Source organism: Rothia kristinae NBRC 15354, assembly GCF_001570865.1.
In the GTDB taxonomy this organism is placed as follows: domain Bacteria; phylum Actinomycetota; class Actinomycetes; order Actinomycetales; family Micrococcaceae; genus Rothia; species Rothia kristinae.
The window spans coordinates 47,244-72,949 of sequence record NZ_BCSM01000007.1 but is presented as its reverse complement, the minus strand read 5'-3'; the positions used below and the strand labels follow the sequence as shown (position 1 = coordinate 72,949).

20 protein-coding genes are annotated in these 25,706 nt (G+C 73.5%); 14 read left to right on the top strand and 6 right to left on the bottom strand.

Annotated features, from left to right (window positions below; genetic code table 11):
* The first annotated feature begins 121 nt into the window (after positions 1 to 121).
* From coaBC to KKR01S_RS05775, 5 genes are all read left to right on the top strand, one after another.
* A complete protein-coding gene (coaBC, locus tag KKR01S_RS05795) occupies positions 122 to 1,429 on the top strand; it encodes a bifunctional phosphopantothenoylcysteine decarboxylase/phosphopantothenate--cysteine ligase CoaBC (protein ID WP_500861354.1) in 1,308 nt (435 codons plus the stop codon).
* Between the two features lie 56 nt (positions 1,430 to 1,485).
* A complete protein-coding gene (metK, locus tag KKR01S_RS05790) occupies positions 1,486 to 2,688 on the top strand; it encodes a methionine adenosyltransferase (protein WP_061225526.1) in 1,203 nt (400 codons plus the stop codon).
* Between the two features lie 12 nt (positions 2,689 to 2,700).
* Positions 2,701 to 4,812, top strand: a complete 2,112-nt coding sequence (locus KKR01S_RS05785; RefSeq protein WP_244884115.1) for a primosomal protein N' family DNA-binding protein — start codon at positions 2,701 to 2,703, stop codon at positions 4,810 to 4,812.
* 141 nt (positions 4,813 to 4,953) lie between these two features.
* Positions 4,954 to 6,234, top strand: a complete 1,281-nt coding sequence (locus KKR01S_RS05780; RefSeq protein ID WP_099049736.1) for a YkvI family membrane protein — start codon at positions 4,954 to 4,956, stop codon at positions 6,232 to 6,234.
* Entirely contained in the window at positions 6,231 to 7,469 is a 1,239-nt protein-coding gene (locus tag KKR01S_RS05775; protein WP_099049735.1) for a YkvI family membrane protein, read from the top strand. The genes KKR01S_RS05780 and KKR01S_RS05775 overlap by 4 nt, the downstream gene beginning before the upstream one ends.
* Here the strand turns inward: KKR01S_RS05775 and KKR01S_RS05770 are convergent.
* Together KKR01S_RS05770 and KKR01S_RS05765 are read right to left on the bottom strand one after the other, a co-directional pair.
* Positions 7,420 to 8,556: a glycosyltransferase family 4 protein gene (locus KKR01S_RS05770; protein WP_061225524.1), complete on the bottom strand. Its 1,137-nt coding sequence runs from the start codon at positions 8,554 to 8,556 to the stop codon at positions 7,420 to 7,422. The genes KKR01S_RS05775 and KKR01S_RS05770 overlap by 50 nt on opposite strands.
* Positions 8,553 to 9,548, bottom strand: a complete 996-nt coding sequence (locus tag KKR01S_RS05765) for an alpha/beta fold hydrolase (protein WP_165596161.1) — start codon at positions 9,546 to 9,548, stop codon at positions 8,553 to 8,555. The genes KKR01S_RS05770 and KKR01S_RS05765 overlap by 4 nt, the downstream gene beginning before the upstream one ends.
* Positions 9,549 to 9,671: 123 nt before the next feature.
* Between KKR01S_RS05765 and leuS the strand changes: the two genes are divergently transcribed.
* The 5 genes from leuS to holA all read left to right on the top strand — a co-directional run bounded on the left by leuS (position 9,672) and on the right by holA (position 17,121).
* Entirely contained in the window at positions 9,672 to 12,182 is a 2,511-nt protein-coding gene (gene leuS, locus KKR01S_RS05760) for a leucine--tRNA ligase (RefSeq protein ID WP_061225522.1), read from the top strand.
* A 136-nt stretch (positions 12,183 to 12,318) separates the two neighbouring features.
* Positions 12,319 to 13,254 carry a DegV family protein gene (locus KKR01S_RS05755; protein ID WP_061225521.1) on the top strand — a complete coding sequence of 312 codons (936 nt, stop codon included), beginning with the start codon at positions 12,319 to 12,321 and terminating at the stop codon, positions 13,252 to 13,254.
* Positions 13,255 to 13,377: 123 nt separating this feature from the next.
* The gene (locus KKR01S_RS05750) at positions 13,378 to 14,289 is read left to right on the top strand and encodes a ComEA family DNA-binding protein (protein WP_061225520.1); all 912 of its coding nucleotides are present in this window, start codon (positions 13,378 to 13,380) and stop codon (positions 14,287 to 14,289) included.
* Between the two features lies 1 nt (position 14,290).
* Positions 14,291 to 16,186 carry a ComEC/Rec2 family competence protein gene (locus KKR01S_RS05745; protein WP_061225519.1) on the top strand — a complete coding sequence of 632 codons (1,896 nt, stop codon included), beginning with the start codon at positions 14,291 to 14,293 and terminating at the stop codon, positions 16,184 to 16,186.
* Complete coding sequence (holA, locus tag KKR01S_RS05740; protein WP_061225518.1) at positions 16,117 to 17,121, top strand: DNA polymerase III subunit delta; 1,005 nt, start codon at positions 16,117 to 16,119, stop codon at positions 17,119 to 17,121. Before KKR01S_RS05745 ends, holA begins: the two co-directional genes overlap by 70 nt.
* Before the next feature lie 187 nt (positions 17,122 to 17,308).
* Here the strand turns inward: holA and rpsT are convergent, their stop codons facing one another.
* Both rpsT and KKR01S_RS05730 read right to left on the bottom strand, forming a co-directional pair.
* The gene (gene rpsT, locus KKR01S_RS05735) at positions 17,309 to 17,572 is read right to left on the bottom strand and encodes a 30S ribosomal protein S20 (RefSeq protein ID WP_058731236.1); all 264 of its coding nucleotides are present in this window, start codon (positions 17,570 to 17,572) and stop codon (positions 17,309 to 17,311) included.
* A 214-nt stretch (positions 17,573 to 17,786) separates the two neighbouring features.
* The gene (locus KKR01S_RS05730) at positions 17,787 to 18,338 is read right to left on the bottom strand and encodes a type II toxin-antitoxin system PemK/MazF family toxin (protein ID WP_099049733.1); all 552 of its coding nucleotides are present in this window, start codon (positions 18,336 to 18,338) and stop codon (positions 17,787 to 17,789) included.
* A gap of 232 nt (positions 18,339 to 18,570) precedes the next feature.
* Here KKR01S_RS05730 and lepA point away from each other — a divergent pair, with 232 nt between their 5' ends.
* Together lepA and hemW are read left to right on the top strand one after the other, a co-directional pair.
* On the top strand, positions 18,571 to 20,433 hold the full coding sequence (gene lepA / locus KKR01S_RS05725) for a translation elongation factor 4 (RefSeq protein ID WP_174520372.1): 1,863 nt from the start codon (positions 18,571 to 18,573) through the stop codon (positions 20,431 to 20,433).
* On the top strand, positions 20,430 to 21,659 hold the full coding sequence (gene hemW, locus KKR01S_RS05720) for a radical SAM family heme chaperone HemW (RefSeq protein ID WP_058731235.1): 1,230 nt from the start codon (positions 20,430 to 20,432) through the stop codon (positions 21,657 to 21,659). Before lepA ends, hemW begins: the two co-directional genes overlap by 4 nt.
* An 86-nt stretch (positions 21,660 to 21,745) precedes the next feature.
* On the opposite strand, the gene KKR01S_RS05715 is transcribed toward hemW, so the two are convergent.
* Both KKR01S_RS05715 and KKR01S_RS05710 read right to left on the bottom strand, forming a co-directional pair.
* On the bottom strand, positions 21,746 to 22,165 hold the full coding sequence (locus KKR01S_RS05715; RefSeq protein ID WP_224799492.1) for a DUF4870 domain-containing protein: 420 nt from the start codon (positions 22,163 to 22,165) through the stop codon (positions 21,746 to 21,748).
* Between the two features lie 133 nt (positions 22,166 to 22,298).
* Positions 22,299 to 23,159 (bottom strand): DUF3097 family protein, encoded by an 861-nt coding sequence (locus tag KKR01S_RS05710; RefSeq protein ID WP_061225517.1) that lies wholly within the window; start codon positions 23,157 to 23,159, stop codon positions 22,299 to 22,301.
* A gap of 275 nt (positions 23,160 to 23,434) precedes the next feature.
* On the opposite strand from KKR01S_RS05710, the gene hrcA reads away from it, so the two are divergent.
* On the top strand, positions 23,435 to 24,472 hold the full coding sequence (gene hrcA, locus KKR01S_RS05705) for a heat-inducible transcriptional repressor HrcA (protein ID WP_061225516.1): 1,038 nt from the start codon (positions 23,435 to 23,437) through the stop codon (positions 24,470 to 24,472).
* A 71-nt stretch (positions 24,473 to 24,543) separates the two neighbouring features.
* Positions 24,544 to 25,683: a molecular chaperone DnaJ gene (dnaJ, locus tag KKR01S_RS05700; RefSeq protein WP_061225515.1), complete on the top strand. Its 1,140-nt coding sequence runs from the start codon at positions 24,544 to 24,546 to the stop codon at positions 25,681 to 25,683.
* Positions 25,684 to 25,706: the final 23 nt, after the last annotated feature.

The following is a 25,706-nucleotide window of genomic DNA, read 5'->3' as shown; positions in this document are numbered from 1 at the left end:
GGGCCGCCCTTCCCATCCTCACCGGTGGGCGGGGCGGCCCGTTCGCGTCCGCGATCGCCTGCTCCGCACCGGCGGGGGGCGGCCAGCGGTGCTCCCGCGTCGAACCCCGGTGCCCGGTAGCATGGGCCGGGTGCGCATCGTCTTAGGAATCGGCGGGGGCATCGCGGCCTACAAGGCCGCCATCCTGCTCCGCCTGCTCAAGGAATCCGGTCACGACGTCGTCCCCCTGCCCACGGACACCGCCCTGAGGTTCGTCGGCGCCCCCACCTGGGAGGCGCTGTCCGGGCATCCGGTGAACACCAGCGTGTTCGACGAGGTCCAGGCCGTCAACCACGTCCGCCAGGCCGAGGAGGCCGACCTCGTCCTGATCGCCCCGGCCACCGCGGACCTGCTGGCCCGGATCGCCGCCGGCCGGGCCGATGACCTGCTCAGCGCGACCGTGCTCACCGCGACCTGCCCCGTGGTGCTCGCCCCGGCGATGCACACGCAGATGTGGACCAACCCCGCGACGCGGGACAACGTCGCCCTGCTGCGCTCCCGCGGTCTGCGCGTGATCGAGCCGGCCGTGGGGCGCCTGACCGGGGCTGACTCCGGCCCCGGGCGCCTGCCGGAGCCGGCGGACATCGCTCGCCAGGCCCTGGCCGCCGTGTCCGCCGCGGGCCTCACCCCGAAGGAGGCGACCCGGCTGGCGCGGCTGCGCGTGCTGGTCACCGCCGGCGGCACCCGGGAGGCCCTGGACCCGGTGCGCTACCTCGGCAACCGCTCCTCCGGCAAGCAGGGCATCGCCGTCGCCCGGGCCGCCGCCGACGCCGGGGCCGTTGCGCACCTGGTGCTGGCCCACGCGGAGGTGCCCGCCCCGCAGCCCACCACGACGCTGAGCCTGTCCCGGGTCTCCTCCGCGCTGCAGCTGCGCGAGCGGGTGGGGGAGCTGATCCGGCAGGAGGCGCCCGACGTCGTCGTGATGGCCGCGGCCGTCGCGGATTTCCGCCCCGCCGCCTACGCCGAGACCAAGATCAAGAAGGACCCGGGCACCCAGGACGCCCCCGGCATCGAGCTGGTGCGCAACCCGGACATCCTGCGCGGCATCGTCACCGATCGCGAGAGCGACCGCACCCCGGAGCAGCCCGGGCCGGTGATCGTGGGCTTCGCCGCGGAGACCGGCTCCGCGCAGGCCAGTGTGGCCGAGCTCGGCCGCGCCAAGCTGGAATCCAAGGGGTGCGACGTGCTCGTGGTCAACGAGGTCGGCGCGCAGAAGGTCTTCGGCCGCGACGAGACCGCCGCGACCATCCTCACCCGCCGCCCCGACGGGGAGGTGGGGGAGCAGGAGGTCGCCGGGACCAAGGACGAGCTGGCCGCCGCCCTGTGGCGGGCCGTGCTGCGGCTGATCGATGACCAGTCGCGTCGCACGGCGTCATCCGCCTCAGCGTGAGGACTCCGCGCCCGGCGGGGGAGGAGACGACGCGGACCAGCGAGTACAGTGGTCGCGTGACTTCCGACCAGCGAGACCACCTGCGCCTGTTCACCTCCGAATCCGTCACGGAGGGGCACCCGGACAAGATCTGCGACCAGATCTCCGACTCCATCCTGGACGCCCTCCTGGACCAGGACCCCCTGGCCAACGTGGCCGTGGAGACCATGGTCACCACCGGGCAGGTGCACGTGGCCGGGGAGGTCACCACCAGCGCCTACGTGGAGATCCCCAAGATCGTGCGCGAGACGATCCTGGACATCGGCTACAACTCCTCGACCCACGGCTTCGACGGCGAGTTCTGCGGCGTCTCCGTGTCCATCGGGGAGCAGTCCCCGGACATCAACGCCGGGGTCTACACCTCCCTGGAGCAGCGCAGCGGCACCGCCCGGGACGAGCTGGACCACCAGGGGGCCGGGGACCAGGGGCTGATGTTCGGCTACGCCTCCAACGAGAACGCCGCCCTGATGCCCACCCCGATCTGGCTGGCTCACCGCCTGTCCGAGCGGCTGACCGCGGTGCGCAAGGACGGCACCCTCGCGGATCTGCGCCCGGACGGCAAGACCCAGGTGACCCTCGGGTACGACGGCACGACCCCCGTCTCGGTGGACACCGTGGTGGTCTCCACCCAGCACGACCGCGGCTACGCCCTGGAGCAGCTGCGCCGCGACGTCGAGGAGCACGTGATCCGCCCGGTCCTGGCCGAGCAGGACCTCGACGCCGCGCAGGCGAAGCTGATCATCAACCCCGCCGGGCAGTTCGTGCAGGGCGGGCCCGTGGGCGATGCCGGGCTGACCGGACGCAAGATCATCGTGGACACCTACGGGGGGATGGCCCGCCACGGCGGCGGCGCCTTCTCCGGTAAGGACCCCTCCAAGGTGGACCGCTCTGCGGCCTACGCGATGCGGTGGGTCGCCAAGAACGTCGTCGCCGCGGAGCTCGCCGACCGCGCCGAGGTGCAGGTGGCCTACGCGATCGGGCAGGCCAACCCCGTGGGTCTGTACGTGGAGACCTTCGGCACCGAGCACGTGGACCCGGTGCGCATCGAGAAGGCCATCCGCGAGGTCTTCGATCTGCGTCCGGCCGCGATCATCCGGGATCTGGAGCTGCGCCGGCCCATCTATGCCAAGACCGCCGCCCACGGGCACTTCGGCCGCTCCGAGCCCGAGTTCACCTGGGAGCGCACCGGCCGGGTGGACGCCCTGCGGGCCGCCGTCTAGGTGAGCCCGGCCGTGGATCCCGGGGTGCTGCCCGGGATGGAGGAGCTGAGGGCACCAGAGCCGACGGCGCCCGGGACCTCCCCGGCGGCCGAACACCGACCGGTGGCCCGGGTGGCCATCGACACCCGGGTTCCCCACCTGGATCGGCTCTTCGACTACGAGGTGCCCGCCGAGCTGGAGGAGCAGGCCCAGCCGGGGGTGCGCGTGCGGGTCAGCTTCCACGGCCGGGTGCAGGTGGCGTGGCTGGTGGAGCGGGTGGAGACCAGCGCCGCCGAGACCTCGCTACGCCGGATCCTCGAGGTGGTCTCCCCGCTGCGCCTGCTCACCGAGCAGACCTGGGAGCTGGTCCGGGCGGTGGCCGCGCGCATGGCCGGCCTGGACGCCGACGTGCTGCGCCTGGCCGTGCCTCCGCGGGCCGCCCGCACCGAACAGGCCTTCCTGCGCGAGCACCCCGGACTGCTCAACGGCCCCCAGCCGCCGCCCGCCCCGCCCGTGGCAGACCCCGAACCCGAACCCGGGCCCGCGTCGTCGGGTCCCTGGGGTCTGTATCGCGGGGGAGCGGCCTTCCTCGCCGCCCTCGGCGCCGAGCGCGACCCCGGACAGCCGACGCCGCGGGCCGTGGCCGCCCTGGCCCCGTCCGCCGAGGCCGACTGGGCCCGGCTGCTGGCCGCGGCCTGCCGTGCGGCGGTGAGCGCCGGGCGCCGGGCGCTGATCGTCGTCCCGGATACCACCGCGCTGGATCGCCTCGCCGCGGCCCTGGCCCCGCTGTTCGACGCGGAGCGCATCGCCCGGCTGAGCAACGACGAGGGCCTCAGCGAGCGCGCCGGGGCCCACCTGCGCGCCCGCGCCGGCCTTGCCGACGTCGTGATCGGCACCCGCTCGGCCGCCTTCGCTCCCGTGCCGGAGCTGGGTCTGCTGGCCTGCTTCGACGACGGGGACCCGAATCTCACCGAACGCCAGGCCCCCTACGCCCACGCCCGGGACGTGCTGCTGCTGCGCAGCGCCCGGGAGGAGGTGCCCCTGCTGCTGTGCGGCTACGCGGTCTCCGCGGAGGCCCAGCGCCTGGTGGACACCGGCTGGGCCGTGCCGCTGAGCCCGGATCGGGAGGACCTGCGGCGCACCAGCCCCCTGGTGGTGGCCACCTCCGACTCCTACCAGCGGGCCCGGGACCCTCTGGCCGCCCTGGCCCGGATCCCGCAGCGGGCCCACCAGGCCGCCCGCCGCGCCCTGGAGCACGGGCCCGTGCTGGTGCAGGTGGCCCGCACCGGCTACGCCCCGACCCTGGCCTGTCAGCGCTGCCGCACCCCGGCCCGCTGCCCGCACTGCCACGGCCCCCTCGGGCTGACCCGGGACTCCCGCTCCCATGCCGAGTGCCGCTGGTGCGGGCGCGCCGCGGCGGACTGGGCCTGCCCGAGCTGCGGCAACCGGACCTGGCGGCTGAGCACCGTCGGGGCGCTGCGCACCGCGGAGGAGCTGGGGCGGGCCTTCCCTCGGGTCCCGGTGATCTCCTCCTCAGGGGAGCACGTGCGCGCCCAGGTCCCGGACCGGCCCGCCCTCGTCGTGGCCACCCCGGGGGCCGAGCCGCACGTGCCCGGCGGGTACCGGGCGGCCCTGCTGCTGGACGGGGACCGGATGCTGCAGCGGGACGCGCTGCGCAGCGCCGAGGACGTGCTGCGCCGGTGGGCCAACGCCTGCGCGCTGGTGCGCTCCCGGCAGGAGGGCGGGGAGGTCGTGGTCACCGCGGAGCAGTCCTCGGTGCTGGCGGCACTGGTGCGCTGGGATCCCTCCGGATGGGCCCGGCGGGAGCTGGCCGAGCGGCGGGAGCTGGGCCTGCCCCCGGCGGTGCGCACGGCGGCGATCACCGGGCCCCGCACGGGCGTCGAGGCCTTCCTCCGCGCCCTGGACCCGCCCTCCCTCGGGCAGGCCCCGGCCCTGCGCGTGATCGACCCCATCCCGCTGGAGCCGGACGGAGAGGACCAGGAGCTCTACCGGGCGCTGGTGTTCATGTCCTACGGCATCGCACCGCAGGTCACGGCGGCCCTGCGGCGGGTGCGCGCGGCGTCGTCGGCGGCGCGTGAGCACGCCCCCGTGCAGGTGCGCTGCGACGGCTCCGACGTGCTCTGAGATCCCCGACCCCCTGACGCGGCCCCGAGGGCCCGCTACAATCTCATGCGGTGCCCGGGCCGAGGCGTCGACGCCGGGCGGGCACCCGGCAGCTCCCGCCGCGTCCGCTCGCTCCCGATCCCTTTCGGAAGAGGTCCCCGCATGTCCGTGAAGCGCACCGCGCGCATCGCCCTGTCCTTCGTCGGCCTGCTGGTCGGCGCGGGCTTCGCCACCGGACAGGAGGTGATCCAGTACTTCATCTCCTTCGGGTCCTGGGGCATCGCCGGGGCCGTGCTGGCCGGCATCGTCATGGCCGCCGCAGGCGCCGTGATCCTGCAGCTGGGCAGCTACTTCCTGGCCGATGAGCACAACCGCGTCTTCCGCTCCGTGTCCTACCCCGTGATCGCCAAGCTGCTGGACGCCTCCGTGACCATCACCCTGTTCGCCATCGGGTTCGTGATGCTCGCCGGGGCCGGCTCCAACCTGCAGCAGCAGTTCGGGCTGCCCGCTTGGATCGGCTCGGCCATCATGCTGGTGCTGGTCATGGTCACCGGCCTGCTGGACGTGGACCGGGTCTCCAACATCATCTCCGCGGTGACCCCGCTGATCATCATCGCCGTGTGCGCGGCCTTCCTCTGGACCCTGTTCCACCTGCCCTCGGACCTCTCGGCCCTGGACCATCTGGCCGCCGCCCAGGAGTCCCCGGTCTCGCCGTGGTGGGTCTCGGCCCTGAACTACAACGGCCTGGCACTGATCCTGGGTGTGTCCATGTGCCTGGTCATCGGCGGGAACAACACCGACCCGCGGGAGGCCGGCTGGGGCGGTCTGGCCGGGGGCATCCTCTATACGGTCATGCTGATCATGGCCGCGGTGACCCTGTACGCCAACATCGCGGTGGTCGGGGACTCCTCCGTGCCGATGCTGAAGCTGTTCGAGCACATCCACCCCGTGCTCGCGCAGATCATGGTATGGATCATCTTCCTGATGATCTACAACACCGCGATCGGCATGTTCTACGCGCTGGGTCGGCGCCTGAGCGCCGGACGCGAGCAGCGCTACCGCCGGATCTTCCTCGTCGTGTGCCTGCTGGGCTTCGCGGTGAGCTTCGTCGGCTTCGAGACGCTGATGACCTACGTCTACCCCGTGATCGGGTGGATCGGTGCCGCGATGGTGCTGGTCCTGCTGGGCTGGTGGGTGCTCAACCGCCGCGACATCCTCGCCGAGGGGGACCGACGCCGCAACCTGCGCGCCCTGCTGTACCTGCGCGATCACCCCGAGCGGGAGTACAGCGACGCCCACGCCGCCCGGGCCGAGCGCATCGCCGAGGACTCGGTGGTCGAGGCCCCGCAGGTCACGGCCGCGATCGGCGTCGAGGTCCTGCGCGACCTGGACCGGGACGAGGACGTGGACTCCGAGCGGATCCACCGGGAGCAGGACCGATGAGCGCGCGCCGCACGATGCGCATCGCCCTGGCCTTCGTCGGGCTGGTCGTGGCCGCCGGCTTCGCCACCGGCCAGGAGCTGATCCAGTACTTCCTGTCCTTCGGGGCGATCGGGATCCTGGGGGCGCTGATCTCCGGGGTCGTGATGACGGTGGCCGGGGCCGTGGTGCTGCAGGCCGGCTCCTACTTCCTGGCCAAGGACCACCGGAAGGTGTTCCGCAGCGTCTCCCACCCGGTGGTCTCCGTGTTCCTGGACGTCGCGGTGACCCTGACCCTGTTCTCGGTGGGCTTCGTGATGCTCGCCGGCTCCGGGGCGACCCTGGAGCAGCAGTTCGGGCTTCCGGCCTGGGTCGGCTCCCTGATCATGGTGGCGCTGGTGATGCTCACCGGCCTGCTGGACGTGGACAAGGTCTCGCGCATCATCTCCTCGGTGGCCCCGGTGATCATCCTGGCGGTCCTGGTGGCCTTCATCTGGTCCCTGGCGCACGTGCCCGGGGACCTGGGGGCGCTGTCGCAGCTGGGCCGGACCCAGGAGTCCCCGGTGCACCCGTGGTGGGTCTCCGCCCTGAACTACACCGGGATGAACCTCATGGTCGGGGTCTCCATGTCCCTGGTGATCGGCGGTGCCGAACCCAGCCCGAAGGAGGCCGGCTGGGGTGGGCTGATCGGCGGGCTGATCTTCACTGCCCTGCTGCTGATGAACGCGACCACGCTGTTCTTCACCCTCGACGAGGTCGGGGACGCCCAGGTGCCGGTGCTGAAGGTCTTCGACCACATCAGCCCCGTCTTCTCCACGATCATGGTGTGGATCATCTTCCTGATGGTCTACAACACCGCGATCGGGATGTTCTACGCCCTGGGTCGTCGGCTCACCGCGGCCCACCCGCGGCGCTACCCCTGGGTGTTCCTCACGGTGTGCGCGATCGGCTACGCCGTGAGCTTCGTCGGCTTCGGCACCCTGATGTCCAGCGTCTACCCGGTGATCGGCTACGTCGGGCTCGTGCTGATCGCGGTGCTGGTGCTGTGGTGGTGGCCGCGTCGGCAACGGATCGGCAGCGAGGACTCCCGGCGTCGGCGCATCGGCGCCCTGCTGCGGGTCAAGCAGGATCGCCGACGCCGATTCTCCCGGGGTCAGCAGGATCGGCTGGAGGCCCTGCTGGAGGAGTCCGAGACGGAGCCCGCGGCCGTCACGTCCGCGCTGGAGATCCAGAACCGCCAGCACGACGAGCGCGGCTGACCCGCTCGGCCAACTCCACCAGGGTGCGCGCCGAGGCCTCCCAGGAGTACCGGGCGGCGTCGGCGACGCCCCGTGCCGCGAGCTCGGTGCGCACCCGGGGATCCTCCAGGCGGCGCACCGCGGCAGGGAAGGCCTGCGGGTCCTCGAAGTCCACGTGCAGCCCGTGCGGGGCGACCTCCCGGAAGATCGGGATGTCGCTGAGCACCACGGGCACCCCCTGCGCCTGCGCCTCGACCACGGGCAGGCCGAAGCCCTCGGCCCGGGAGGCGCTGACCAGCGCCCGGGCCGTGCGCAGCAGCTCCCGGTACTCCGGCTCGGCGATCCCGTCGTGGAAGACCACCCGGTCCGGATGTCGGATCAGCGCGGCCAGCTCGCGTCGTCGGGCCTCGGGGTAGCGGGAGAGCAGGTGCAGTCGGTACCCGGGCAGCCGGTCCACGCCCGCGATCAGCCGCTCGACCCCCTTGTACGGCATCGCCGATCCCATGTAGAGCAGGTCCGTGCCGCGCCCGCGCGCCCGGGTCCGGGCCTCGAGCGGGTCCAGCAGCACCCCGTCCGGGGCGGCATTGGGCACCACCGTGACGGGGCGGCGGGTCAGCCGGTGCTCGTCTATCAGCCCGGCGGTGGTGTCGCTGACCGTCACGACGGCGTCGGCCCGGTTCAGCAGCCACCGCTGCGGGGCGTAGCTGCGGTGGAACAGCCGCCAGCCCAGGCGCACCGGGGCCGGCAGGAACCCCGGCGGCTGCGGGTGGGCGTAGTAGATCAGGTCGTGCAGGGTGAGGATCTGGGCGTAGTCCCGGCCCCAGGTGCCGATGGTCTGCATCGGGGAGAAGACCACGTCCGGGCGCAGCCGGTTGATCCGCAGGGCGCTCAGCGGCTCCAGAGGACCGGTGGGGGAGAACCCGCGCACCGTCGGCAGCTCCGGCAGCTGCTTCCGCTGGGCCGGGTCGCTGATGAGCATCGCGACCCGCAGCCCCGGGGTCTGCCCGGTGCGGATCAGCGCATCCACCGCGTGCAGCAGCCCGGCCGTGTACCGGCTGATGCCATCGTGCACAGGCCGGACGTAGCGGGCATCCACCAGCAGCCTCACGCCGCACCCCCGTTCCCGTCGGACCGAGCGGGTCCGGCCGCCGGGCGCGATGACGACGCCGCCGGCGCGGCCCCGGTCTCCGGGAGGGCCTCGGCGAGGAAGTCCCCGACCACCCGGGCCGCCCGGCGGGGCGTCTCGTAGTGGATCAGGTGCCCGACCTCGGGCAGCACTTCCAGGCGCGCCTGCGCCTGCGGTGGGAAGGTCTCGCGCAGCCGCCGCTGCCCGGCCACCGAACCGAGGTCGTCCCGCTCGGCGGCCACCAGCAGCGTGCGCACCGTGACCTGCCCGGACCAGTCGCCCACGGTGGCCCGGGTCGAATCGGCGTAGGCCTGAATGACCACCCGACGGGAGGCGAAGGCCCCGAAGTACGCGGCGTGCTGACCGTTGATGAACCGGCGCAGGTGCGCATCGCGGGTCTTCATCATCAGCTCCGAGGAGATCCGGGTGATCGCCGCCGAGCGCACCAGCCGATCTCCCAGCGCCTCGGGCAGCACCGCGCACACCCTGTAGAACAGGGCGGCCCCCAGGGCCGGCAGACGCTGGGCCGAGGCCAGGGCCGGTTCGCAGATGGGGTTGAGCAGGGCCAGCGCCGCCACCGCGTCCGGGTGCTGCGCCGCCAGGGCCGCGGCGACGACGGAGCCGTAGGAGTGCCCGAGCACCGCCAGGGGCAGCCCGTCCTGCGGCAGGGCTTCGAGCAGCTGCCCCAGGATCTCGGCGTAGCCGGCGACGTCGTGGGCGCGGGCTGGGAAGGCCGGGGAGCGGCCGAAGCCGGGCAGGTCCGGGACCACCGTCTCGACGTCGTCCGGCAGGGCGCGGGCCACCAGGTCCAGACCGTGGTGGTCCCCGCGGAAGCCGTGCACCGCGACCAGGCGCACCCGGGGCGAGGTGCGTGCCGGGTAGGTCCAGGTGCGCAGGACGCCGGCGGGCAGATCCCACCGGGTCTCGGCGGGCAGGTAGGCGCCGATGGGGGCGGATTCCAGGATCGAGCTCACGCCCTCCACTCTACGGTTCCTCCCCGGGCCGGGCGCCGTCGTCGGGGCCCGGCACCGCGTAGACTGGGACGGTTCCCGCGCTCACGCGCGGGCGCCCGCACCCCGATGCCGAGAACCGAAGGAATGATGGTGGCCCAGGTGAGTGACGCAGCCCGCGAGCAGGCGGCCGAGGAGAGGATCTACGACGCCGCGGCCCTGGAGGGCCGCTGGCAGGAGTACTGGGAGACCGAGCGGGTCTTCGTCCCCCTCGACGACGGCTCCAAGCCCCGCCGCTACGTCCTGGACATGTTCCCCTACCCCTCCGGGGACCTGCACATGGGCCACGCCGAGGCCTTCGCGATGGGCGACGTCGTCGCCCGCTACTGGATGCAGCGCGGCTACGACGTGATGCACCCGATCGGCTGGGACTCCTTCGGCCTGCCCGCGGAGAACGCCGCCATCAAGAACGGCACGCACCCGGCCGAGTGGACCTACCGCAACATCGAGACCCAGGCGGCCTCCTTCAAGCGCTACGGGATCGCCGTGGACTGGTCCCGGCGCCTGCACACCTCGGACCCCGAGTACTACCGCTGGACCCAGTGGCTGTTCCAGCAGTTCCACGCCAAAGGCCTGGCCTACCGCAAGGACTCCCCGGTCAACTGGTGCCCCAAGGACCAGACGGTGCTGGCCAACGAGCAGGTCGTCAACGGCGCCTGCGAGCGCTGCGGCACCCCGGTGACCAAGAAGTCCCTGAACCAGTGGTACTTCCGCATCACCGAGTACGCGGACCAGCTGCTGGAGGACATGGATCAGCTGGAGGGGCACTGGCCGGAGCGGGTCCTGGCGATGCAGCGCAACTGGATCGGGCGCTCCTCGGGTGCGCGGGTGGACTTCCGGATCCCGGCCGAAGGCGGCCGGTCGGAGCGGGAGGTCTCCGTGTTCACCACCCGCCCGGACACCCTGTACGGCAACACGTTCCTGGTGGTGGCCGCGGATGCGGACCTGGCCCTGGAGCTGGTCACGGACGAGCAGCGGGCGGCCCTGGAGGAGTACCGGGAGCGGGTCAAGGCCTTCTCGGACATCGAGCGGCAGGCCACCGACCGGGAGAAGACCGGCGTGTTCACCGGTCGTCACGCGCTGAACCCGCTGACGGGTGAGTCCGTGCCCGTGTGGGCCGCGGACTACGTGCTGGCTGACTACGGGACCGGGGCGGTCATGGCCGTGCCGGCCCACGACCAGCGGGATCTGGACTTCGCCCGCGCCTTCGACCTGCCGGTGCGCACCGTCGTGGACACCGGGGAGGAGGACCCCGCGGTCAGCGGCGTGGCCACCACCGGGGACGGCGTGCTCACCGGCTCCGGGCCGCTGGACGGACTGGACAAGTCCGCCGCGATCGCCCGCGCCGTGCAGCTGCTGGAGGACAAGGGCGCAGGGGCCGGCCAGACCATCTACCGGCTGCGGGATTGGCTGCTGTCCCGCCAGCGCTTCTGGGGCGCGCCGATCCCCATCATCCACTGCCCGGACTGCGGTGAGGTCCCGGTCCCGGAGGATCAGCTGCCGGTGCGCCTGCCGGAGAACCTGAAGGGCGAGCAATTAGCGCCCAAGGGCCAGTCCCCGCTGGCCGCGGCCGAGGACTGGGTCAACGTCGCCTGCCCGTCCTGCGGCGAGCCCGCCCGGCGGGACACGGACACGATGGACACCTTCGTGGACTCCTCCTGGTACTTCCTGCGCTTCGCCAACCCCCACCTGGACACCGCCGCCCTGGACCCGCAGGCGCTGCGCGACTGGGCGCCGGTGGATCAGTACGTGGGCGGTGTGGAGCACGCGATCCTGCACCTGCTCTACGCCCGGTTCTTCGTCAAGGTGATCCGGGACCTCGGGTGGGTCGACTTCGATGAGCCCTTCCGGGCCCTGCTGAACCAGGGTCAGGTGCTCAACGGGGGCAAGGCCATGTCCAAGTCCCTGGGCAACGGCGTGAACCTCGGCGAGCAGCTGGACCTGTACGGGGTGGATGCGGTGCGCACCACGATGGTCTTCGCCTCCCCGCCGGAGGACGACGTCGACTGGGCCGACGTCTCCCCGGGCGGGTCCCTGAAGTTCCTGGCCCGGGCCTGGCGGCTGGGACAGGATCTGACGGCCCCGCTGGGGGCGGATCCGGCCGACGGGGACCAGGCGCTGCGACGGGTCACCCACCGGATGCTGCACGAGGCCGAGCAGGCCCTGGAGTCGGGCAAGTTCAACGTGGTGGTCGCCAAGACCATGGAGCTGGTCAACGCGACCCGCAAGGCCATCGACGCCGGGCCCGGCGGGGCCGATCCGGCCGTGCGCGAGGCGGTGGAGGCCGTGGCGGTGCTGCTGAGCCTGTACGCCCCGTACACCGCGGAGGACCTGTGGCACCAGGTCGGACACGATGAGCCGGTGCTGCGCGCGGGCTGGCCGCAGGTCCGGGAGGAGCTGCTGGTCCAGGACACGGTCACCGCCGTCGTGCAGATCCGCGGCAAGGTCCGGGACCGCCTGGAGGTGCCCGCGGACATCGACGCCGAGCAGCTGCGCGAGCGCGCCCTGGCCTCGGATGCCGTGCAGCGGTTCCTGGACGGGTCCGAGATCCGCAAGGTCATCGTGCGCGAGCCGAAGCTCGTGAACATCGTCGCCTAGGCGCACGCGGGCAGCGGCCATGACCGAGACGCGGGATCCGGCAGGCACAACCGGGCGGGAGGAGACCGGCCCGGACGTTCCCGGGGCGGTCCTTCCCGAGACGGGCGCGGCGCGGTCGCGGCCGTGTCGGGTCGGGGTGCTCACCGACGCCGCGGCTGGCCTGCCCCGCACCCTGCTGGAGCGAGCACGCGCGGCCGGGGAGCTGATCTGCCTGGATCTGCCCCTGATGATCGAGGGCCAGATCTTCCCCGAGGCCGCGGACCCGCGCGTGCGGGAACACCTGGTGCTCGCCGCCGCCGAAGGCCGCAGCATGAGCACCTCCCGCCCTTCCCCGGGCGCCGTCTCCCGGGCTCTGGCGGCCCTGGCGGCGGCCGGGTGCACCGAGGTGGTGGCCCTGACCATCTCCGGGGAGCTGTCCGGGACGGTCCAGACCCTGCGCACCGCCGCCCGGGAATCCCCGATCCCGGTGCGCGTGCTGGACACCCGGACGGTCGCCGCAGCCCAGGCCGCCGGGGTGGCCGCCGCGCTGGCCGCCGCGCGCACCGGCGCGGATGCCGACCGGGTGCTCGAGGCGGCCCAGGCGGCCCTCGAGGCGACGCAGCTGCTGTTCTGGGTGCCCTCCCTGGAGCAGCTGGGCCGCAGCGGCCGGGTGCCCCGGGCCCTGGCCCGCGTCGGGCAGATGCTGCACGTCAAACCCATCGCGACCGTCGAGCAGGGGCGCCTGCGCTACCTGGAGCGGCCCCGGCAGACGGGTCCGGCGGTCCAGCGCTTCGCCGAGCTGGTCGCGCAGCGCGCCACCCGGGCGGTCCTGGCCGACGCCGCGGCCCGCGGCGTGCCCGACGATCACGGGTGGGCGGTGTGCCTGATCCAGGACTTCTGGGGCCGAGAGGTACCCGAGCGGCTGCACCACCGGATCGAGGAGCAGCTGGGGGGCCGGGTACGCGTGGTGCGGGCGGACCTGCCCGCTGCCCTGGCCGTGCACACCGGCCTCGGACCGACGGCCGCGGCGAGCATCCCCGGGCACCTGGCAGGGGCTCTGGCGGATCCGGCGCCCGACGTCGCGGGGGACTGAGCGCCCTACGGGTCCGCGCCGATGGGGGATGGACGCGGTGTCTTGGCCCCGTCATCCACCGAGGGGTCCTCCGGCCGGGACGGAGTGCGGAGGCGGATCGCGGGTCCTTCTACGGTGAGGCCCATGAACCAGCGCATCGAGGAAACCGAGGACCCGTGGGAGGTCCCGGAGGATCACCGCGTCACCCGCCGCACGGTCCCGTCCCCGCGCCGGGCGGGTCCCACGGCCTCCCGGCAGCGGCTGACCGCGATGATCGAGGGCCTGGCCCCGGACGAACGGGGACCGGCCGCCGTCCCGACGCCGGGGGTCGGGTGGCTGCGCTTCTCCCCGTCACCAAGGGCGGTGCTGGGCCTGCTGGCCGTGGCGGCCCTGGCTGTGCTCGCGCTCGTGCTGTTCGTCCCCCGCGGGGAGCAGCAGGCCCCGAGGATCGCCGTGGTCGCCTCCGGAAGCGCCTCCCCGTTGGAGCTCGGTTCGCCCGACCCGGGTTCCGACGCCGCCCCGGCGGCCGGTGCCCCAGGGACTCCGGGTGCCACGGCGGCGTCGGGCGGGGAGGTCGCCGTGCACGTGGTCGGCGCGGTGAAGTCCCCGGGGCTGCAGCGGCTTCCGGCCGGGGCCCTGACGGCCGAGGCGATCCAGGCCGCCGGCGGCCCCACCGAGGAGGCCGGGCTGGAAGGGATCAACCTCGCGGCCCCGGTGCAGTCCGGACAGCAGATCCGGGTGCCCACCCGAGAGGAGGCGGCCGCCCAGGCCGCGGCACCGCCCAACCCCTCCGGGACCGCCGCTGCGGGAGCCGGGGATACCGGGACGGGTCCGGGAACGGCCGGCAGTGGTGCCGCGAGCGGGGAGCGGATCAACCTGAACACGGCCACCGCCGAACAGCTGGAGACCCTGCCGCGGGTGGGCCCCAAGCTGGCCCAGCGGATCCTGGACTATCGGCAGGTCCACGGGGCCTTCGCCTCGGTGGCCGAGCTGGATGCCGTTCCCGGGATCGGGGAGGCCATGCTCGCCGCCCTCGAGCCGCTGGTCATGGTGTGAGATGCCCGCGCCCGGGCTCGGCACCCAACCCGTGCGAGCCGTGGATCTGCGGCTGCTCAGCGCGGCGGCCGCGGCCTGGACGGCCGCACTCCTCGCCCCCGGCCACCAGCCCCGGGCCCTGCTGGCTGCCGCCGGGATCTGTGCTGCGGGCGCCCTGGTCGGCGCCGGACTGCTCATCCCGGCGGCCATCGGGCGCCGTCGCGGTCCCCGGACCCGAGGTGCGGTCCCGGAGGATCCCGGGGATGGGGGACGGGCGGGTCGGTCCCCGAGATCCGGTCCCCGCGGGCTGCTCCCGCGGGCTCGCGCCGTCCTCGGTGCCCTGGTGATCGCGGCGGTTGGGGCGGGCCTGGTGCTGACCAGCGCCGGCCTGCAGGCGAGGGACCCGGTGGCCCTCGCTCTGGCGGAAGCCGCCCGCGCGAGCACCGACGGCGAATCGGGCACCGACGCCGAGTCATCGGTCGACGGCGCCGCCACCGGGGCGGGGCAGACCCCGGCCTCGTCCGCCGAGACGAACCCCGCGGAGACCGCCGTCCGCCTGGTCGCGCGCGTCGCGGAGGACCCCAGGGAGGTGGAGGGCCGCTTCGGCTCCCGGTGGGCCGTGCCCACCACGGTCCTGGCCGTGCAGCGCGGGCCCACCGGGGAGACGGCGGCGGGCTCGGCGGCGGTGACGCTGTGGTTCGGCGCCGATCCGACGGCGCGCCTGGCCGAGGCCGGCACCGCACCGGTCCTGCTGGCCGGCGTCGTGAGCGCCGGGCGCGGTGGGGAGCCGCAGATCTCGGTGGCCGCCGTGATCGGCCCGGCGGACCCGGACCACGCCGGATCGGGCGGTGCGTCGTCGGGCTCCGCCGACAGGACCGGTGCGCGGCCGGGGATCCTGGAGCGGGCCCGGGAGCGCACCGAGGCCCGGGCCCGGGACCTGCTCGCCCCGGACACCGCCGCCCTGGTGCTGGGCATGGCCTACGGGGATGACGAGTCCCTCTCGGAGCCGACCGCCGAGGACATGAAGACCGCCGGGCTCACCCACCTGACGGCCGTGTCCGGGTCCAACGTCGCGATCGTGCTGCTGCTCGGGGTCCACGCGGTGCGCTGGACCCGCTGCCCACGGGCGGTGACCCTGCTCGCCGGGATCGCGGCGGCCGGGGCGTATCTGCTGCTGGTCGGTCCGGACCCCAGCATCCTTCGCGCCACCGTCATGGGGGTGCTCGGCGGGATCAGCGTGGCCGCCGGGCGCGGCGGATCCAGCGGGGCGGCCCTGTGGGTCAGCACCGTCGTGCTGCTCACGGTGGACCCGAGCCTGGGCGCCGACGCCGGGTTCGTCCTGTCCGTGGCGGCCACCGCCGGGATCATCCTGCAGGGCCCGGCCGTGTGCCGGCTGCTGTGCGGGGTGGCCTGGCGGTGGCTGGCCGAGGCGCTGGCCATCAGCATCGTCGCGAGCCTCTGGTGCGCGCCCTATCTGGTCCACCTGTCCGGGTTCTGGGGGCCGTGGACGGTCCCGGCCAACGTGCTGGCGGCCCCCGCGGTCCCTCTGGGCACGGTCTGCGGTCTGCTGGCCGTGTGCTCGTCCGGGGTGGGCCCGCTGGCGGATCCGCTGCTGCTGGGCGCCGGTGTCTGTGCCCGATGGATCGAGGCGGTGGCCCACGGGATCGGGCAGGCCCCGGCCGCCCGGGTGCCCACCGGGGACGGGCCCGGCGCCGTCGTCCTGGCCGGGCTGTTCGCGGGATTGGCCGCGGTGGCCCTGCAGCTGGCGGACCCGGCGCGCCGGGCTACCATGAAGGAGCTGCCCGACAGTCTGCGGGCCAGCCTGGCCGCCGAGGAGGAAGGACCCCCATGCCCCCGCGCCGCCGCAGCGCCGAGACCGAGCAGACCTCCTGGCGCGGCGTGGAACCGGCTCCCGTGATCTTGCTCAGCGGTTCGGAGGAGCACTTCGCGACCCAGGCCCGACGTCGCGTGCTCGCCCGGATGCGCGAGCAGCGCGGGGAGGTCGAGGTCCACGAGCTCTCCGCCCGGGACTACGCCCCCGGAGCCCTGGCCCAGGCCACCGGCCCCTCCCTGTTCGGGGACGCCCGCCTGGTGCGGGTCCAGGAGCTGGAGCGGATGTCCGAGGAGTTCCTCACCGAGGCCCTCGCCTACGTCAAGGCCCCGGACCAGGAGTCCGTGGTCCTGCTGCACCACGGCGGCGGCAATCGCGGGAAGAAGCTGCTGGACGCGATCGGCAAGGCCGGGCACCCGGTGGTGTCCTGCCGGCCGCTGAAGACGGACCGGGACGCCTCGGAGTTCCTGCACGCCGTCGTGCGCGAGGCCGGGCGGCGCATCGAACCGGATGCCGTGCGGCTGCTGATCGCCGCGACCGGGCGCGACGCCGCCGAGCTGCACGCCGCGGCCCGGCAGCTGCTGGCCGACGGGCCCGCCACGATCACCGATGCCGTGGTGGAGCGGTACTACGGGGGACGCACCGAGGTCACGGCCTTCAAGGTCGCCGACGCCGCCGTCGCCGGGAACCCCGGATCGGCGCTGCGCGCGCTGCGCCAGGCCCTGGACTCCGGGGTGGACCCGGTGCCGCTGGTCGGCGCCCTGGCCATGCGGGTGCGCACGATCGCCCAGGTGCACGGACGCCGGGACAGTCCCGCCCAGCTGGCCCGGGACCTCGGCATGGCGCCCTGGCAGGCCGAGCAGGCCCAGCGGGACGCCCGCCGCTACGCCCCCGAGGCGCTGGGGGAGGTCATCCGGGCCCTGGCCGAGGCCGACGCGCAGGTCAAGGGCGAAGCCCAGGACCCGATCTACGCCCTGGAGCGGGCCGTGCTCACCCTGGCCACCGCGGGACGCCGCCGCTGACCAGCCGCCCGAGGCCTCCTCCCGCAGGATGGGTCTCCGGGTCTCCCACCCTGCGCGCGCAGCGGCGCGCCCGGGGCGGGGCCGAGCGGATGGGGGCGGGCCGTGCGGATGCGACGAGGCCCCGTCGCCTCCACCCCCGGAGGGGAGTGAGGGAACGGGGCCTCGAGCGGCTGGCCGTGAGGGGGCGTTACGCCAGGGAGTTCACCCGAGCGGCCAGACCGGACTTCTTGTTGGCCGCGTTGTTCTTGTGCAGCACGCCCTTGGAGACGGCCTGGTCGAACTTGCGGGAGGCGACGCGCAGGGCCTCGGCGGCCTCTTCCTTGCTGCCGGACTCCACGGCCGCGTTGACCTTGCGCACCGCGGTGCGCAGCTCGGACTTGTAGGCGTTGTTGCGCAGGCGGGCCTTCTCGTTGGTCAGGATGCGCTTCTTCTGGGACTTGATGTTCGCCACGTGAAAAGTTCTTTCTGTTCCGTCGAATGGGTCAGTGAGGGCAAACGCAGCGGATCGCGACTGAGCGGCGTGGGGATGCCGAGGGTTCCGTCATCGCTGCGCAGTGCCCGATGACCATCGGACACACAGCCGTCCACTCTAGCAGACCGCGGAGGTTCAGGCCACCGGTGGGGGAGCGCCGTCGGCCGCGACGACGAGGCCCCCGCCCGTCGCCTCAGCGGCGGCGGGGCACGGCGCGGACCACCCGCTCGAAGACCTCGCGCGGCAGCACCGCACCCTCCCGGCGCACAGTTCCGGGATCCACGCGGATCACCCGGTCCACCAGGATCTCGGAGGCCCGACCCTGCCGGTCCCACGGGCCGGAGCCGATGTCCAGGTAGCGGTCGTCGCGGTGCGCGGCGTTGGTGTGATCCTTGCTGGTCAGCATCAGCCCCAGCAGCCAGCGCCCGTCCCGACCCACCAGCAGCACCGGCCGGTCCTTGCCGCGCCGGTGATCCTCCTCGTAGGGCACCCAGGTCCACACGATCTCCCCGGGATCCGGCCGCCCGTCCGGGCGCGGCCCGTGGACTGCATCCAGGGCCCCGGCGTAGTCCCCGGGATAGGCTCCGGTGTTCCCGGCGCGGTGCTCGGACGGGGCGGCGACCGCCCCGGAGCCCCGCCGCGAGGAGGAGCTGCGGGTGGTCTCCGGCTGCTGGGAGGCGTACCGGCGCCAGAGGCGCTGGGCGGTGCGCAGCACGCGGGTCACGGTGCGGCGATCGATCTGCATGCTCCTCACCCTAGGCCACCGTCGGTCCCGCACGGGGCCGCCGCCCCCGCCCCGCGTCCACCCCGGGGCCCTCGCGCGGCGAGGAGCGGATGCGGGGAAACGGGCCCGCTCGTGGGAAACTGGGGCGAGGCGCGGATCAGCGTCGGGTCCCGTGGTCGGACCCGCTCGGCATCCCCGCGCCTGCCGAAAGCACCCGTTGACGAGCGGCGCCGTCTCCCCGCGCCAGGAAAGGATGCCCGTGGCCCCCCAGGCAGCCCACGCCCCGCAGCCCGCGGCGACGGACCCCGCGGTCCTGCGCAACTTCTGCATCATCGCGCACATCGACCACGGCAAGTCCACGCTGGCCGACCGCATGCTGCAGGCCACCGGCGTCGTGACCCCGCGGGAGATGAAGGCGCAGTACCTGGACCGGATGGACATCGAGCGCGAACGCGGCATCACCATCAAATCCCAGGCGGTGCGCATGCCCTGGGAGGTGGACGGCACCGCCTACGCCCTGAACATGATCGACACCCCCGGGCACGTGGACTTCACCTACGAGGTCTCCCGCTCCCTGGCCGCCTGCGAGGGCGCCCTGCTGCTGGTGGACGCCGCCCAGGGGATCGAAGCCCAGACCCTGGCGAACCTGTACCTGGCCATGGAGAACGACCTCACCATCATCCCGGTGCTGAACAAGATCGACCTGCCGGCCGCCCAGCCGGAGAAGTACGCCGAGGAGCTGGCCAACCTCATCGGGGTGGAGCCGGAGGACGTGCTGAAGGTCTCCGGCAAGACCGGCGAGGGCGTGCCGGAGCTGCTGGACCGGATCGTGCGCGACCTGCCCGCCCCCCAGGGTCGGCCCGACGCCGCGCCGCGGGCCATGATCTTCGACTCCGTCTACGACTCCTACCGGGGCGTGGTCACCTACGTGCGCGTCGTGGACGGGCGGCTCACCCCGCGCCAGAAGATCCAGATGATGTCCACCGGCGCCGAGCACGAGCTGCTGGAGATCGGGGTGATCTCCCCGGAGCCCAAGCCCACCGAGGGCCTCGGCGTCGGGGAGGTCGGGTACCTGATCACCGGCGTGAAGGACGTGCGCCAGTCCCGCGTCGGGGACACCGTCACGGACGCGAAGAAGCCGGCCGAGCAGAACCTCGGCGGCTACGAGGACCCCAAGCCCATGGTCTTCTCCGGGCTGTTCCCCATCGACGGCTCGGACTACCCCGTCCTGCGCGACGCCCTGGACAAGCTCAAGCTCAACGACGCCGCCCTGGTCTACGAACCGGAGACCTCCGCGGCCCTGGGCTTCGGCTTCCGCTGCGGCTTCCTGGGGCTGCTGCACCTGGAGATCGTGCGCGAGCGCCTGGAGCGGGAGTTCGACCTGGACCTGATCTCCACCGCGCCGAACGTCATCTACGACGTCGTCGCCGAGGACGGCACCTCGATGCGGGTGACCAATCCCTCCGAGTTCCCCGAGGGCAAGATCGCGGTGATCGAGGAGCCGATGGTGGCCTGCACGATCATCGTGCCCAGCGAGTTCATCGGCGCGGTTATGGAGCTGTGCCAGTCCCGGCGCGGGCAGATGGGCGGGATGGACTACCTCTCCCAGGACCGCGTGGAGCTGCGCTACCGGATGCCGCTGGCGGAGATCGTCTTCGACTTCTTCGACCAGCTGAAGTCCCGCACCCGCGGCTACGCCTCCCTGGACTGGAAGCTGGACGGGACCCAGGAGGCCGACCTGGTCAAGGTGGACATCCTGCTGCAGGGGGAGCGGGTGGACGCCTTCTCCGCGGTGACCCACCGGGACAACGCCTACTCCTACGGCACGGCGATGGCCGCGAAGCTGCGGGAGCTGATCCCGCGCCAGCAGTTCGAGGTGCCCATCCAGGCGGCCATCGGTTCGCGGATCATCGCCCGGGAGAACATCCGGGCCATCCGCAAGGACGTGCTGTCCAAGTGCTACGGCGGGGACATCTCCCGCAAGCGCAAGCTGCTGGAGAAGCAGAAGGAGGGCAAGAAGCGGATGAAGATGGTCGGGCGCGTGGAGGTCCCCCAGGAGGCGTTCATCGCCGCCCTGTCCTCCGGGGAGCAGACCAAGGACAAGCCGAAGAAGTGAGCCCGGCCCAGCCCACGGGGGATCCGGCCCCGTCCGACGGCCTGCTGCCGGCCTCTGTGCTCGACGGCGCCGAGCGGCGCAGCCTGAGCCTCTACGTGCACGTGCCGTACTGCTCGGTGCGCTGCGGGTACTGCGACTTCAACACCTACGCCGCCGAGGACTTCGGCGACGGCGTGAACCGGCTCAGCTACGCCGAGGACGCGATCCGCGAGCTGGACCTGGCCGCCGGCGTCCTCACCCGCTCCGGCCTGCCGGCCCGCCCGCTGAGCACGGTGTTCTTCGGCGGGGGCACCCCGACCCGTCTGCCGGCCGAGGACCTGGCGCGGATCCTGCGCGCCGGGATCGAGCGCTTCGGCATCGTCGACGGCGCGGAGGTCACCACCGAGGCCAACCCGGATTCGGTGACCCGCGAGGACCTCGCCCTGCTGAAGGAGGCGGGGTTCACGCGCGTCTCCTTCGGGATGCAGTCCGCGGTGCCGCGGGTGCTGGCCGTGCTGGATCGCACCCACACCCCGGCCAACGTCCCCAAGGTGGTCTCCTGGGCCAGGGAGGTGGGCCTGCAGACCTCGGTGGACCTGATCAGCGGGGCGCCGGGGGAGACCCTGGCGGAATGGGAGACCTCGGTGCGCGCGGCCATCGACTGCGCCCCGGACCACATCTCGGCCTACTCGCTGATCGTGGAGCCGGGCACCAAGCTCGCCGCGCAGATCCGCCGCGGGGAGCTGTCCCCGGTGGACGACGACGCCCAGGCGGACATGTACCTGCTGGCCGACCGCCTGTTCGGGGAGGCCGGGTACTCCTGGTACGAGGTGTCCAACTGGTCCCGCTCCGAGGACACCCGCTCCCGGCACAATCTCGCGTACTGGCGCAACCGGGACTGGTGGGGGATCGGCCCCGGCGCGCACTCGCACATCAACGGCGTGCGCTGGTGGAATCTGAAGCACCCCGTGCCTTACGCCCATCGCGTGCGTCAGGGCCTGTCCCCGGCGGCGGCTCGGGAGCACCTGGATGCGGACACCCGCTACGTCGAGGACGTGATGCTCGCCGCGCGCATCCGGGAGGGCGTCGCGATCGAGGATCTGCGGGGGCCTGGCCGGGAGGCGGTGGGCTGGCTCGAGGGCCAGGGGCTGATCGAGCCGCAGGCCCGGGCCGAGGGCAGGGTCGTGCTCACGCTGCGTGGGCGGCTGCTGGGGGACGCCGTCGTGCGCACCCTGCTGGGGGACTGAGCCGCAGGGACGTCCTCCAGACGGGGCTCGGGGCGAGCCGACCCCGGGGTTCGACGTCGGGGTCCCGGATCCGAGCCCGGTCGGGATCAGCCGCGGCGGGCGGAGATCCGATCCAGCAGCCGGGTGTTGAAGCGGTACTGGTAGGGGTTGCCCCGGTTCACGTGCACCCCGGCCACCAGGGAGGACAGCGCGAGGAAGACCCAGACCACGGCCGCGATGAGGCCGAACAGCCACCCGATGGCGGGCACGGGGGACAGGGCCACGCAGACCACGATCAGCACGCTCGGCAGGAGGGTGAAGTTCAGGGCCTCCCGGGACTCCTGGGCCGTGAAGCGACCCCGGGCGCGCAAGGTCAGGTAGATCAGGCCGGAGGGGATGCACCCCACCACCCCGCCGAAGTGGGCGAGGGTGGCCATCGTGCGGTCATCCTTGACGCTCAGCGGCTGCGGCATCGCGTTGGTCCCCTCGAAGGGAGGAGTCTGCTCGGTGGTGGAAGTGGTCCCCAAAACTTCTCGCTTCATCCTGTCTCGTCAGCGGCCGCGCGGGTCGTGCGGGCATCGCCTCCAGCTTACCGGGCCCGAACCGGCGACGGCGGAGGCCGGGATCACCCATGGCGAAGATCACATGAGGCGGTGGGGGTCAGGGGTGATCGGTGAGGAAGTCGATGATGTGCTCCACGGGACCGAGGATCCCGGGATCCAGGTCCGTGTAGCTGTTCACCCCGGCCAGGATCCGGCGCCAGGCCCGGCCGCGCTCGGCCGCGCTGGCATGGGGCCACCCGATCCGCCGCAGCACGCCGGTCTTCCAGTCCTCCCCCCGCGGGACCTGCGGCCAGGCGGACAGCCCCACGGCGCGCGGGCGCACCGACTCCCAGACGTCCACGTAGGGGTGGCCCACGAACAGCACGTGCTCGCGGGCCCCGGGCAGGCCCAGAGCCTGCTCGGCCAGACGGGACTCCTTGGAGCCGGGCACCAGGTGATCGGCCAGCACCCCCAGGCGTCGGCCCGGACCCGGCTGGAAGTCGCGGATGGTCTGCTCGACGTGATCCAGTCCGTGCATCGGCTCCACCACGATCCCCTCGACCCGCAGGTCATCCCCCCAGACCTTCTCCACCAGCTCGGCGTCGTGCACCCCCTCGACCAGCATCCGCGAGGCCCGCGCCGTGCGGGCCGGGGCCTGGGGGAGGGCGACCGAACCCGACCGGGTCCGGGCGGGCCCGCTCGGGGCGGCCCGGGGCGGCGGGGGGACCAGGCGCACGGGGCGGCCCTCGTACAGGAAGCCGTAGCCCAGCGGGAAGGCCCGCACCGCGCCGTGGCGGTCCTCCAGGCTGACCACCCGCTGCCCGCCGATGGTCTCCAGGCGCACCGCGGCCCCGACCCACCCGGTCTCCAGCTCCTCCAGGACCATCCCGGCGCGCACCGGCAGGTCCTCGGTGCGCGGGCCGCGGCGGGCGGCGGAGAGCTCCTCGAGGGACTGCGGCCCCCAGTCCTGTGCGTGCATCCTCGTCGCTCCTCCCTCGGCGGCCCGGTCGGCGATCTGCGACCGGCGGATCATCCCGACGTCGGCGGCCGGCGCGCTCCGGACCCGGCCCGCGCTTTCCTCGATATCGGCACGGGCGTAGGATTAGCACTCGGGTCATCCGAGTGCCAGATCGGACCGCGCCGCGCGCCCCCGACTCTAGCGCCGCAGCCGGCCCCCGGCCCAGCCCGGGCCCCGCCGATCCGACCCGTGTCCTCGGCCATCGCCGTCCCCGGCAGAACACCAGGAGCCAGACCGTGAACCATCCGCGCCGCCTCGAGGTGCTCAGCGCCATCGTGGAGGACTACGTGCATTCGCGGGAGCCGGTGGGATCCAAGGCCCTCGTCGAGCGGCACCGGCTCGGCGTCTCCAGCGCGACGGTGCGCAACGACATGGCCGCCCTGGAGGATGAGGGCCTGATCGCCGCCCCGCACGCCAGCGCCGGGCGCATCCCCACGGACAAGGGCTACCGCGCCTTCGTGGACCGCATCGACGCCGTGCGGCCGCTGACCCCGGCCCAGCGCCGGGTCATCGTCGAGTTCCTCGGCTCCTCCCACGATCTCGACGAGGTCATGGCCCGCACGGTGCGCCTGCTCTCCCAGCTGACCCACCAGGTCGCCGTCGTGCGCTATCCCCGGCGCACCGGGGAGCGGGTCCGGCACCTGGACCTGGTGCCCCTGGAGCCGGACACGGCCCTGCTGATCCTCATCACCAGCCGCGGGCGCGTGCTGCAGCAGCCGGTGCCCCTGCCCGTCGACGCCGGGCACGCGGGGGAGGACCTCGCCCTGCTGCGCACCCGCCTGCTGGAGGAGCTGGTCGAGGCCCCGCTGGATGCGGCTGCGGCCCGCGCCGACACCGTGCTCGCCACCCTGCCGCCCGGGGCGCGCGAGGCCGGGGCGCGGGTGATGGCGGGCCTGGCGGGCCTGGCCGACGGCGGCGCGCAGGACCGGCTGCTGATGGCCGGGACCAGCTACCTCGCCCAGTCCACCCGGGACTTCCGCAGCAGCATCGCCCCGATCCTGGATGCGCTGGAGGAGCAGGTCGTCATGCTGCGCCTGCTCTCGGAGCTCGGGGAGGAGCACCCCGGAGCCACCGGCGTCTCGGTGCGCATCGGCGCCGAGAACGCCGCGACCCCCCTGACCGACGCCTCGGTCGTGGCCAGCGTGTACGGTCCGGCCGGCAGCGCCCAGCTGGGCGTGGTCGGACCGACCCGCATGGACTACCCCGAGACCATGGCCGCCGTGCGGGCCGTGGCCCGCTACCTCTCGCGCCTGCTGCGCGAGGACCAGCCCTGACCCGCACCCGACCCTGACCATCGACCCCGCCACGCGGTGAGCACACCGCGAGAAGAAGGAACGAGCACACCGTGAGCAGCCACTACGAAACCCTCGGCGTCTCCCGCGACGCCAGCCCCGAGGAGATCAAGAAGGCCTACCGGAAGAAGGCCCGCACCCTGCATCCCGACGTCAACCCCTCCCCGGAGGCCGCCGAGGAGTTCAAGCGCGTCTCCCACGCCCACGACGTCCTCTCCGACCCGGAGAAGCGCCGGATCTACGACGCGACCGGCAACGAGAACGGCACCGCCGGCGGCTTCGGCGGTGGCGGCGGATTCCCCGGCGGGGGCTTCGGCTTCTCCGACATCTTCGAGACCTTCTTCAACGGCGCCCAGTCCTCCCGCGGCCCGGCCAGCCGGGCCCGGCAGGGCCAGGACGCCCTGATCACCGTGCGCATCGACCTGCGCGAGGCCGTGTTCGGCGCCGAGAAGGAGGTCATGGTCGACACCGCCGTGACCTGCCCGGAGTGCTCCGGGAAGGGCACCCAGGACGGCACCGAGCCGGAGACCTGCGAGGTCTGCCACGGGCGCGGGCAGGTCCAGCGCCAGGTCCAGTCCATCCTCGGCAACGTGGTGACCACCGCCGAGTGCCCGCACTGCCACGGCTTCGGCACCGTCATCAAGCACCCCTGCCAGGAGTGCTACGGCGAGGGCCGGGTGCGCCAGCGCCGGCCGCTGACCGTGAAGATCCCGGCCGGGGTGTCCACCGGCACCCGCATCCGGCTGTCCGGGCAGGGCGAGGCCGGCACGGGCGGGGGATCCAACGGCGATCTCTACGTGGAGATCCGGGTCAGCCCGGACGAGGTCTTCACCCGGGAGGGAGACGACCTGCACGCCAGCATCACCGTCCCGATGACCGCGGCCGCCCTGGGCACCTCGGTCACCCTGGAGACCTTCGACGGACCGCGCGAGGTCACCGTGGAGCCGGGCACCCAGAACGGGCAGACCATGACCCTGCGCGGCCTGGGCGCGACCCGCCTGCGCGGCAGCGGCCGCGGCGACGTGATCGCGCACCTGCAGGTCACGACCCCGACCCGCCTGAACGACGAGCAGCGCGAGCTGCTGCGGAAGCTGGCCCAGCTGCGCGGGGAGGACGACGGCGCCGGGCAGACCGTGCAGCGCGGCTCCGGGCAGGGCTTCTTCTCCCGGCTGCGCGACCGCTTCCAGGACTGACCCCGCCACCGCACAGGAGCCGC